This is a genomic window from Antricoccus suffuscus (genome assembly GCF_003003235.1).
Classification (GTDB): domain Bacteria; phylum Actinomycetota; class Actinomycetes; order Mycobacteriales; family Antricoccaceae; genus Antricoccus; species Antricoccus suffuscus.
Window position 1 is genome coordinate 107,037 of record NZ_PVUE01000015.1, and the last position, 11,013, is coordinate 118,049.

Consider the following 11,013-nt stretch of genomic DNA (forward strand, 5'->3'; position numbering starts at 1 on the left):
TGCATAATCATTCATATGACTTACAAGGTTGCAGTAGCCGGTGCTAGCGGCTACGCCGGCGGCGAGCTGCTCCGGCTACTCCTGACGCATCCGGACGTGCAGATTGGCGCCCTGACGGCCGGCCAAAACGCCGGCTCCAAGCTCGGCGCACACCAGCCACACCTGTTCCCGCTTGCCGATCGCGAGCTGTTGGAGACGACCGCCGACAATCTTGCCGGTCACGACGTCGTCTTCCTCGCGCTGCCGCATGGCGCGTCCGGCGCGGTGGCGGCGCAGCTGCCCGACGACGTACTCGTCATCGACTGCGGCGCCGACTTCCGGCTCACCGACAGCGAGGCGTGGGATCGCTGGTACGGCGGCAATTACGCCGGTTCCTGGCCCTACGGCCTGCCCGAGCTCGGGGACAATCGCGCGACATTGCGTACGGCGAAGCGGATCGCGGTCCCCGGCTGCTATCCGACAATCTCCACGCTCACGCTCGCGCCGGCCGTCCAGGCCGGCATCGTCACACCGGACGTCGTCGTCGTCGCGGCCTCGGGTACGTCGGGCGCCGGCAAATCCCTCAAGGCCAATCTGCTCGGCAGCGAAGTCATGGGGTCGGTGTCGGCGTACGGCGTCGGCGGCACGCATCGACACACCCCGGAGATCATCCAAAACCTCGGCGCGCTCACCACGGACCCCGTGACGGTGTCGTTTACGCCGTTGCTCGTGCCGATGTCGCGGGGCATCCTCGCTACCTGCTCGGCGCCGCTGCATGACGGAGTGAGCGCGCAGGACGTGCGGGCCGTCTATGAAAAGGCTTATGCCGCAGAGGATTTCGTGCACGTACTGCCCGAGGGCCAGTGGCCGACCACGGCAAGCGTGCTCGGCTCCAACAACGTCGCCATCCAGGTGACCGCCGATGCCGACGCCGGCCGGCTGGTCGCAGTTGGAGCGGTCGACAACTTAACTAAAGGCACCGCAGGTGGCGCCATCCAGAGCATGAATCTCGCCCTCGGCCTCGACGAGCACATTGGCCTACCGACCGCAGGAGTTGCCCCGTGAGCGTCACCAAACCAAAGGGATTCCGGGCTTCCGGCGTCACCGCCGGCTTCAAGGACAGCGGCAAGTCCGACCTGGCGCTCGTCGTCAATGACGGTCCGAGCCACGCGGCGGCGTGCGTGTTCACCTCCAATCGGTGCAAGGCCAATCCGGTCCTGTGGAGCGAAGAGGTCATCAAAGACGGCGAAGTGGCCGCGATCATCCTTAATTCCGGCGGGGCGAACTGCTACACGGGCGCGCCAGGCTTTCAGCTCACGCACGCGACTGCCGAGGCGCTCGCGACCGAGCTGAGCATCTCGTCCGGCGACGTACTGGTCTGCTCGACCGGGCTCATCGGCCCGTTGTTCAGCGCCGACAAGATGCTTGCCGCCGTACCTAATGTCGTGGCCGCACTGAGCACCGACGGTGCTGACGCCGCCGCCACCGCGATCATGACCACCGACACGGTCAGCAAGCAGGCGACCTACGACGGCCCCGGCTGGTCGATCGGCGCGATGGCCAAGGGCGCGGGCATGCTCGCGCCGGCGCTCGCCACGATGCTCATCGTCATCACCACCGACGTCGACCTCGCGCCGGCGCAGCTCGACGAGGCGCTGCGGGTCGCCTGCGCGACCTCCTTCAACCGGCTCGACTCCGATGGCTGTCAGTCCACCAACGACACGGTCGCACTGCTGGCCAGCGGCGCCGCGCAGATCAGCCCAGATCTCGCAGAGTTCACCGATGCACTGAGCAGCGTGTGCGTCGACATCGCGCTGCAGTTGATGCAGGACGCGGAGGGCGCCTCGCACGATCTCTACATCACCACCACGCACGCGGCCAGCGAAGCCGATGCGCTGGAGGTTTCCCGGTCGGTCGCGCGCAGCAACCTGTTTAAGTGCGCTGTGTTCGGCAATGATCCCAACTGGGGCAGGGTTCTTGCGGCGGCCGGTACGACGACCGCGGCGTTCGAACCGCACCAGCTCGACGTCGCGATCAACGGCATCTGGGTGTGCAAGGACGGCCAGGGCGCCGCGGATCCCGAGTCCGTTGACATGACGCCGCGCAAGTGCGAGATCCTCATTGATCTCAAGGCTGGCGACGCGGAAGTCACCGTGTGGAGCAACGACCTCACGCACGACTACGTGCACGAAAACTCGGCGTACTCCACATGAGCTCGGAGATGCTCGACTCGATGCCGGTCGCCGACAAGGCCGCCGTACTCATCGAAGCCATGCCATGGCTGCGACGGTTTGCCGGCAAGATCATGGTCGTCAAGTACGGCGGCAACGCGATGACGAACGACGCGCTCAAGGCCGCCTTCGCCGAGGACATGGTGTTTTTGCGGACCGTCGGCATCAAGCCGGTCGTCGTACACGGCGGCGGCCCGCAGATCAGCGCCATGCTGGATCGGTTCGGAATCACGTCGGAGTTTCGCGGCGGCCTGCGGGTGACGACCGAGGAGTCGATGGACGTCGTACGCATGGTGCTGGTCGGGCAGGTCCAGCGCGGCCTGGTCAACCTGATCAACAGCCACGGCCCGGTCGCGGTCGGCATGTCCGGAGAGGACGCATCACTGTTTACCGCAGTACGCCGCGGCACCACGATCGACGGCGAGGAGGTCGACCTCGGGCTGGTGGGCGATGTCGAATCGGTCAACAGCGACGCGATCCTCGATGTCATCGGCGCCGGCCGGATCCCGGTCGTGTCGACCGTCGCTCCAGATGCCGACGGCGTGATCCATAACCTGAACGCCGACACCGCGGCCAGCGCGCTCGCCGTCGCATTGAAGGCCGAGAAGTTCGTCGTCCTGACCGACGTCGAAGGCGTCTACGCCAACTGGCCGGACAAGTCGTCGCTGCTGCGCGAGATCGCCAGTTCGCAGCTTGCGGCGATGCTGCCGAGCCTGCAGGCCGGGATGATCCCCAAGATGGAAGCCTGTCTGCGCGCGGTCGACGGCGGAGTTCCGACCGCGACCGTGATCGACGGGCGCAATCCGCACTCGGTCCTTCTCGAAGTGTTTACCAATGAAGGCAACGGCACGATGGTCGTGCCCGACCCACCCACTACCGCAGACCAACAACCAGAGGTGATCGCATGAGTACGTCGTACACCGAGCGCTGGAACCACAGCCTCATGAACAACTACGGCACACCGCCGATCACACTCGTGCGCGGCGAGGGGGCCTACGTCTTCGACGATGAGGGCAACAAGTATCTCGACCTGCTGGCCGGGATCGCGGTCAACATCCTCGGCCACGCCCATCCTCGGGTGGTGGAGGCGGTGTCATCGCAGATCAAGCTGCTTGGGCACACCAGCAACCTCTACGGCAACGACAAGACGATCGCGCTGGCCGAACGGCTGTTGGCGTTGACCGGGCGCGAAGGCAAGGTGTTCTTCTGCAACTCCGGTGCCGAGGCCAACGAGGCGGCCTTCAAGATCTCGCGGCTCACTGGGCGCACCAAGATCGTCGCGGCCGAGGGCGCATTCCACGGGCGCACGATGGGCTCGCTCGCGCTGACTGGTCAGCCGCCCAAACAAGCGCCGTTCATGCCGTTGCCCGGCGATGTTACGCACGTGCCGTACGGCGACACTGCCGCCGCAGTTGCCGCGATCGACGAGCAGACCGCGATGGTCATCCTTGAGCCGATCATGGGCGAAGGCGGAGTCCAGGTCCCTCCGGCGGGATACCTGCGCGCCGTACAGGACCGCGCGCACGCGGTCGGTGCGCTGTTCGTGCTCGATGAAGTGCAGACCGGCATTGCGCGCACCGGCAACTGGTTTGCCTACCAGAGCGACGATCTACAGCCCGATGTGATCACGTTGGCTAAGGGCCTCGGTGCCGGAATGCCGATCGGGGCGACGATCGCGTTCGGTGCGGCGGGCGATCTGTTTACTGCGGGCAGCCACGGTACGACGTTCGGCGGTAACCCGGTGTGCGCCGCCGCGGCACTGGCCGTGCTCGACGCCGTCGTCGATGAGGACCTGCTGTCGCGCACGAAGGACAACGGCGCACATCTGGTCGATGCGGTCACCGCACTTGGCCACCCCCTCGTCACTGAAGTGCGCGGTGAGGGCATGCTGCGCGCCATTGGGCTCAGCGCCGACGTTGCCGGTACGGCGCAAAACAATCTGCGTGACAAGGGATTCCTCGTCAACGCCGTCGCTCCGAACGCCATCCGGCTTGCGCCGCCGCTAATTGTGGACCGCGCCCAGCTGGACACGTTCGTGGCGGCGCTCCCGGACGCCTTGAAGGGGGAGTAGTGGCACGACACTTCCTGCGCGACGACGACCTCTCGCCCGCTGAGCAGGCGGAGGTTCTCGCCCTCGCTGCCGAGCTGAAGGCGGCGCCGTACTCCAAGCGGCCACTGGACGGGCCCGAGGCAGTCGCCGTCATCTTCGACAAGAGTTCGACGCGCACCCGCGTGTCGTTCTCGGTCGGTATCGCGGAGCTCGGCGGCTATCCGCTGGTCATCGATGCCGCGACTAGCCAGCTCGGCCGAGGCGAGCCGATCGCCGACACCGCAAGGGTTCTGGACCGCCAGTGCTCGGCGATCGTGTGGCGGACTTTCGGGCAGACACGTATCGAACAGATGGCACAAGCCAGCGCCGTGCCGGTCGTCAACGCGCTGACCGATGAATTCCACCCGTGCCAGATCCTCGCGGACCTGCAGACCGTCAACGAACGGTTCGGCAGTGCCGCCGGGCGCACCCTGGCGTATCTCGGCGACGCGTCCAACAACATGGCGCACTCCTACCTGCTTGGCGGCGCGACCGCTGGCATGCATGTCAGAGTCGCTGGGCCACAGGAGTTTCAGCCGGATGCGGCGGTGGTTGCCGATGCGCAGGCGATCGCCGAGACCACCGGCGGTTCCGTCATGGTCACCACCGATGCGGGAGCTGCAGCGACCGGCGCGGACGTGCTGGCCACCGATACGTGGGTGTCGATGGGCCAGGAGTCTGAAGCCGCGGACCGTGAGGCGCCGTTCGTGCCTTACCAGGTCAACGAGTCGCTGCTGTCCACTGCCTCCGCGGAGGCAATCGTGCTGCACTGCCTGCCGGCGTACCGCGGCAAGGAGATCAGTGAAGGCGTGCTGGACGGCCCGCAGTCGGCGATCTGGGACGAGGCCGAAAACCGTCGGCATGCCCAGAAAGCCTTGCTGGTATGGCTTCTGGAACGGCGATGACCGCACCGGATACCCGTATCGCACGGCACGCCAAGATCATCGAGCTGATCAAAAACGAGACGGTCACCTCGCAGACGACGCTGGCGAAGCTGCTGTCGGCCAACGGCCTGAAGGTCACGCAGGCGACGCTTTCTCGTGATCTTGAGGAAGTGGGTGCGACCAAGATCCGCAGCGCGGAAGGGCAGACCGCGCGTTACGTGATCAACGAGGACGGGATGCCGACGCCGTTCAAGGCCGAGAAGCCCGGCGCCCGGCTGACCCGGTTGTTGTCCGAGTTGCTCACCGACGCGGCGCACGCCCAGAATCTCGTGGTCTTGCGTACGCCGCCCGGCGCCGCCAACTTCCTGGCCTCGGCGCTCGATCGTGCCGGCCTACCGCAGGTCGTCGGTACGATCGCCGGGGATGACACGATCATGGTGATCACGCCGGATGCGACCAAGGCCAAGAACCTCGCCGCTCAGTTGCGCAACATCAGTGGAGCCGCCTGATCGCCCGAATCCGACCCACATCAACACGCACATGATTGACCGCCGTACCAGGCGAACTATTCAACAAGAAGCAGGAGAAACACACAATGGCTGACACCGTCGTACTGGCTTACTCCGGAGGTCTCGATACCTCCGTCGCCATCGGCTGGATCAAGGAGCAGACCGGCTCGGACGTCATCGCGGTCGCCGGTGACGTCGGCCAGGGCGGCGAGGACATGGAGGTCATTCGCCAGCGCGCGCTCGACTGCGGCGCCATCGAGGCCGTCGTCGCCGACATCAAAGACGAGTTTGCGGACGAGTACTGCCTCCCGGCGCTGCAAGCCGGGGCGCTCTACATGGACCGTTACCCACTCGTGTCGGCGATTTCCCGCAACGTCATCGTCAAGCACCTTGTCGACGCCGCGCATAAGTACGGCGCCAACGTCGTTGCCCACGGATGCACCGGCAAGGGCAACGACCAGGTCCGCTTCGAGGTCGGCATCCAGGCGCTCGGCCCGGAACTCAAGTGCATCGCGCCAGTGCGCGACCTCGCACTGACCCGTGACAAGGCGATCGAGTACGCCGAGAAGCACAGCCTGCCGATCGAGACGACGAAGAAGTCGCCGTACTCGATCGATCAGAATGTTTGGGGCCGGGCCGTGGAGACCGGGTTCCTCGAGGACATCTGGAACGCACCGATCGAGGACGTCTACGAATACACCCAGGACCCTTCCGTCCAGCGGGATGCGGACGAAGTCATCCTCACCTTTGACAAGGGTGCTCCGGTCGCGATCGATGGCAAAAAAGTCACGATGCTGCAGGCGATCGAACAGCTCAACGAGCGCGCCGGCGCGCAAGGCGTGGGACGTCTCGACATGGTTGAGGACCGTCTCGTCGGGATCAAGAGCCGCGAGATTTACGAAGCTCCCGGCGCGATCGCGTTACTCACCGCTCACGAGGAGCTCGAGACGGTCACCCTCGAGCGCGAACTGGCCCGCTACAAGCGCGGCGTCTCTCAGCGCTGGAGCGAGCTGGTGTACGACGGTCTCTGGTTCTCCCCGCTGAAGAAGGCCCTTGACGCGTTCATCACCGACACCCAGCAGCACGTGACCGGTGAGATCCGGATGGTGCTGCACGGCGGTCGCGCGGTCGTGACCGGTCGGCGTTCGGACCACTCGCTGTACGACTTCAACCTCGCGACGTACGACACCGGCGACACTTTCGACCAGTCCATGGCGAAGGGCTTCATCGAGCTGCACGGCTTGTCGACCAAGCTCGACTCCGCCCGCGAGCAGCGGCTCGGTGGCAAGTAGCCGTGGCTGACAACGCGACCCCACCAGGCGAGCCGGCAACGACCCGCCTGTGGGGCGGCCGGTTCTCGAGCGGCCCGTCGCCGCAGATGGTTGCATTGTCGCTGTCGGTGCACTTCGACATGCGGCTCGCGCCCTACGACATTGAGGGCTCGCGGGCACACGCGCGGGTGCTGCACTCGGCGAGGCTGCTCGACGACGATGAGCTCGCCAAGATGCTCGGTGCGTTGGACTCGCTGGAGAAGGACGTCGCCGACGGCACGTTCCAGGCCAAGGTCGAGGACGAGGACGTGCACACGGCGCTCGAGCGCGGCCTGATCGAGCGCCTCGGCACACTGGGCGGCAAGCTACGCGCCGGGCGCAGCCGCAACGATCAGGTAGCGACCGACTTGCGGCTCTATCTGCGTGACAACGTGCGCAAGATTGCCGCCGCGGTAGTCGACCTCGAAGAGGCACTGCTGGGCAAGGCCAACGAGTACGCCGACGTCGTGGCGCCAGGCATGACGCACCTGCAGCATGCGCAGCCCATCCTGTTCGCACACCAGCTGCTCGCGCACGTGCATGCCTTCGCCCGCGACGTGGATCGCCTGCGGGACTGGGACAAACGCGCCGCGGTGAGCCCGCTCGGTGCCGGGGCGCTGGCCGGCTCCTCGCTCAAACTCGATCCCGGCGCGGTAGCCAAGGACCTCGGGTTCGACCGGCCCGCCGACAACTCGATCGACGCGGTCTCCGACCGGGACTATGTCGCGGAGTTCCTGTTCGCGGCCGCCATGATCGGCGTACACCTGTCGCGGATCGGCGAGGAGGTCGTGCTGTGGACGACGACCGAGTTCGGCTGGGTCAGGCTGCATGACTCGTGGGCGACCGGCTCGTCGATCATGCCGCAGAAGAAGAACCCCGATATCGGCGAGCTCGCTCGTGGCAAGACCGGCCGGTTCGTGGGCAACCTGGTGTCGTTGCTGACGACGCTCAAGGCGTTGCCGCTGGCGTACGACCGGGACTTGCAGGAAGACAAGGAGTGCACGTTCGACAGTGTCGAACAGTTGCTCATGCTGTTGCCGGCGGTGAGCGGAATGATCGCCACGATGACCGTCGACGCTGCTCGTGTGTCCGCGGGTGCCGGCGCCGGACATGCGCTGGCAACCGACGTGGCCGAATGGCTTGTGCGCCAGGGTGTTCCGTTCCGCGAGGCGCACGAGGTGAGTGGTGCCGCCGTACAGTTCTGCGATGAGCGAGGCTGTGAGCTTTACGACCTCACCGCCGAGGATCTCGCATCGGTAGATGCTCGGCTGACCGCTGAGGTCATGGACGTGCTCACCGTCGAGGGCGCGCTCGCGTCGCGGTCGACCCACGGCGGTACGGCGCCTGTACGCGTCGCCGAACAAGCCGAACGCATCAAAGCCTCCCTGGCGATGCAGCGATCGTGGCTCGTCGCCGACTGACCCGGGCGTTCTTTGAACGCTCCCCGGTGGACGTCGCGCCGGACCTTCTGGGCACGCTGCTGACTACGGTCAGCCCCGAAGGTCCGGTCACGCTGCGGATTACCGAGACCGAGGCGTACTGCGGCCAGGACGATCCGGCCTCGCACGCCTACCGCGGACCCTCGCCACGCAACGAGGTGATGTTCGGTCCCGCCGGTCATCTCTACGTCTACTTCACCTACGGGATGCACTACTGCGCCAACACGGTTTGCGGTCCTGACGGGGCAGCCGGTGGGGTGTTGCTGCGCGCCGCCGAAGTCGTCGAGAACGAGGCGCTGGCGCGGGCCCGACGTCCGAAGGTCGCTCAAGCGCGCGGCCTAGCACGTGGCCCGGCGTGTCTGACGCTCGCGGCCGGCATCGGACGAGACGACCTCGGCACCGACCTGTGCAGCGCGCGATCCCGGATATACCTCCGATCCGGTGGCCACGACGTACCGATCGAGGCCGGGCCCCGAGTGGGCGTGTCCCGGGCGGCAGAGGTGCCATGGCGGTTCTGGATTCCTGGCGACCCGACGGTATCGGCGTACAAACGCAGCCCGCGCGCGACGATCGAGTCCTGAGCTCCCGGTCCGCCACATATGATCAACCCGCGATCCGTGACTTCATCCGCGCGATCCTGTGAATCTCGAGCCACCAGAACGAAGGACTACCTGTGACGCACCTGCTCGACGACCTCGCCTGGCGCGATCTCATCGCGGACACGACCGACCTGGGCGCCTTGCGCGTGGCGATGGACGAGAGTCCCATCACCGTGTACGTCGGATTCGACCCCACCGCGCCGAGCCTGCATCACGGCAACCTGCTGCAGCTGATCACGCTGAAGCGGTTCCAATTGGCCGGGCATCGGCCGCTGGGACTGGTGGGCGGCAGCACCGGACTCATCGGGGACCCGGGCGGGCGTACCTCCGAACGCCAACTCAACCCGAAAGAGCTTGTCGCCGAGTGGGTCGAGCGCCTGCAGAGCCAGGTGTCGCGGTTCCTCGACTTCGAGGGCGATAACCCCGCACAGTTGGTCAACAACCTCGACTGGACCGAACCGCTCTCGGCAATCGACTTCCTGCGCGAGATCGGCAAACACTTCCGGGTCAACCGGATGCTCGCTAAAGAGTCGGTGAGCGCCCGGCTGAACTCCGAATCCGGTATCAGCTACACCGAGTTCAGCTACCAGATCCTGCAGGGGATGGACTACCTCGAGCTGTTTCGCCGCTACGGCTGCACTCTGCAGACCGGCGGCTCAGACCAATGGGGCAACCTGACTGCCGGAGTGGATCTCATCCGGCGGGTAGAAGGTGCCCATGTGCACGCACTGGCCACCAAGCTGATCACCAAGGCCGACGGTACGAAGTTTGGGAAGACCGCGGGTGGGGCAGTGTGGCTTGATGCGGACATGTTCTCGCCGTACGCGTTCCACCAGTTCTGGCTGGGCGCCGACGACCGGGACATTGCCGGCTGGATGAAGGCGTTCAGCCTGAGGACCCGTGAGGAGATCGAGGGTCTCATCGCCGAGGGCGAGGCGGCGCCGCACCTGAGGATTCCGCAACGTGCCCTCGCCGACGAGCTCACCGATCTGGTGCATGGCTCGGATCAACGGCACGCGGCCGAGGACGCCGCGAAGGCCCTCTTCGGCCGGGGCGAGTTGGCCGGCATCGATGAGAGCGTGCTGGTCGCGGCACTGCAGGAGGCAGGGATCGCCGAGGTCGCGGCCAGCAGCGACGAGGGGACCCTGCCACGGGTCTCGTTCATGATGAAGGAGACCGGGCTGGTGCCGAGCCTTGGTGAGGCTCGTAGGACGATCAAAGAGGGCGGTGCGTACCTCAACAATGTGCGAGTCGAAGACCCAGAACAGCGTCTCGAAGACGGTGATCTGCTGCACGGTTCGCTGGTCGTTTTACGTCGCGGCAAACGCACGGTGGCGGGCGCGCGGGTTCGCTGAAGCTCGTACGGCGTTCGGCGGGGACCGCGTCGCACCTTCGAAACAGAAGAATCCCAGGTCAGATGCCATTCAATCCACTGGTGCCTCAGGTCACATGCCATCGAATTGACAGCCGCCTCGAGGGCGCCTAAAGTTCTTATTGCTTCACCGAACAACGCGAACAGCCAGGCGGAAACGCACCGACTCCGGTCCAGACCGAAGTTCGAGAACAGCAGCCGGCGGATCGCACGCAATGCACCAAGCTGATCATCACGCAGCGGACATTAACTCGCATGACGAGGGTTCGCCCAGCCGGATGGGAACCAAGCGACATTGCACTGTTCGAAAAGCAATCCGCACGATACTGACGGCCGCTAAGTCTGCTAGACTCAGAGGTCCGCGATCGCACGCGGAACGCAAGAAAATAGCACGACCAAAACCGAACAGTCCAAAGACACTAAGACCCCGGTCAAAGCGTCGAAATTGGTTCTGGTAAGGTTTTGCAGGTTGCCCCCTGTGACTGCCGAGAGGCTGGTAGTGGGGTGTGCGTCCGAACCTTGAGAACTCAACAGCGTACTTGAAAGTCAGTGCCAAATTATTTAACCCCTGGTGCTGGACCTGTTTTCTTGTTGTGCCTCC

At 65.4% G+C, this 11,013-nt stretch carries 10 protein-coding genes; all 10 read left to right on the top strand.

Annotated features, from left to right (window positions below; all coding sequences use genetic code 11):
- Positions 1 to 15: 15 nt before the first annotated feature.
- The 10 genes from argC to tyrS all read left to right on the top strand — a co-directional run bounded on the left by argC (position 16) and on the right by tyrS (position 10,395).
- Positions 16 to 1,044 carry an N-acetyl-gamma-glutamyl-phosphate reductase gene (gene argC / locus CLV47_RS16180; RefSeq protein ID WP_106350096.1) on the top strand — a complete coding sequence of 343 codons (1,029 nt, stop codon included), beginning with the start codon at positions 16 to 18 and terminating at the stop codon, positions 1,042 to 1,044.
- Positions 1,041 to 2,192, top strand: coding sequence for a bifunctional glutamate N-acetyltransferase/amino-acid acetyltransferase ArgJ (argJ, locus tag CLV47_RS16185; RefSeq protein ID WP_106350097.1), 1,152 nt, complete (start codon positions 1,041 to 1,043; stop codon positions 2,190 to 2,192). Before argC ends, argJ begins: the two co-directional genes overlap by 4 nt.
- Positions 2,189 to 3,118 carry an acetylglutamate kinase gene (argB, locus tag CLV47_RS16190; RefSeq protein WP_106350098.1) on the top strand — a complete coding sequence of 310 codons (930 nt, stop codon included), beginning with the start codon at positions 2,189 to 2,191 and terminating at the stop codon, positions 3,116 to 3,118. Before argJ ends, argB begins: the two co-directional genes overlap by 4 nt.
- A complete protein-coding gene (locus CLV47_RS16195) occupies positions 3,115 to 4,281 on the top strand; it encodes an acetylornithine transaminase (RefSeq protein WP_106350099.1) in 1,167 nt (388 codons plus the stop codon). Before argB ends, CLV47_RS16195 begins: the two co-directional genes overlap by 4 nt.
- On the top strand, positions 4,281 to 5,204 hold the full coding sequence (gene argF / locus CLV47_RS16200) for an ornithine carbamoyltransferase (RefSeq protein WP_106350100.1): 924 nt from the start codon (positions 4,281 to 4,283) through the stop codon (positions 5,202 to 5,204). Before CLV47_RS16195 ends, argF begins: the two co-directional genes overlap by 1 nt.
- Positions 5,183 to 5,692 (top strand): arginine repressor, encoded by a 510-nt coding sequence (locus tag CLV47_RS16205; RefSeq protein WP_238145473.1) that lies wholly within the window; start codon positions 5,183 to 5,185, stop codon positions 5,690 to 5,692. The genes argF and CLV47_RS16205 overlap by 22 nt, the downstream gene beginning before the upstream one ends.
- A gap of 86 nt (positions 5,693 to 5,778) precedes the next feature.
- Entirely contained in the window at positions 5,779 to 6,984 is a 1,206-nt protein-coding gene (locus CLV47_RS16210) for an argininosuccinate synthase (protein ID WP_106350117.1), read from the top strand.
- 2 nt (positions 6,985 to 6,986) lie between these two features.
- Complete coding sequence (gene argH, locus CLV47_RS16215; protein WP_272946803.1) at positions 6,987 to 8,423, top strand: argininosuccinate lyase; 1,437 nt, start codon at positions 6,987 to 6,989, stop codon at positions 8,421 to 8,423.
- Entirely contained in the window at positions 8,405 to 9,022 is a 618-nt protein-coding gene (locus CLV47_RS16220; protein WP_106350102.1) for a DNA-3-methyladenine glycosylase, read from the top strand. Before argH ends, CLV47_RS16220 begins: the two co-directional genes overlap by 19 nt.
- Before the next feature lie 92 nt (positions 9,023 to 9,114).
- A complete protein-coding gene (gene tyrS / locus CLV47_RS16225; RefSeq protein WP_106350103.1) occupies positions 9,115 to 10,395 on the top strand; it encodes a tyrosine--tRNA ligase in 1,281 nt (426 codons plus the stop codon).
- The last annotated feature ends 618 nt before the right edge of the window (positions 10,396 to 11,013 follow it).

Coding starts and splice junctions, on each gene's coding strand:
- CLV47_RS16195 (WP_106350099.1), top strand. CDS start 3,115: ATGAGTACGTCGTACACCGAGCGCTGGAACCACAGCCTCATGAACAAC.
- argB (WP_106350098.1), top strand. CDS start 2,189: ATGAGCTCGGAGATGCTCGACTCGATGCCGGTCGCCGACAAGGCCGCC.
- CLV47_RS16210 (WP_106350117.1), top strand. CDS start 5,779: ATGGCTGACACCGTCGTACTGGCTTACTCCGGAGGTCTCGATACCTCC.
- argC (WP_106350096.1), top strand. CDS start 16: ATGACTTACAAGGTTGCAGTAGCCGGTGCTAGCGGCTACGCCGGCGGC.
- CLV47_RS16205 (WP_238145473.1), top strand. CDS start 5,183: ATGGCTTCTGGAACGGCGATGACCGCACCGGATACCCGTATCGCACGG.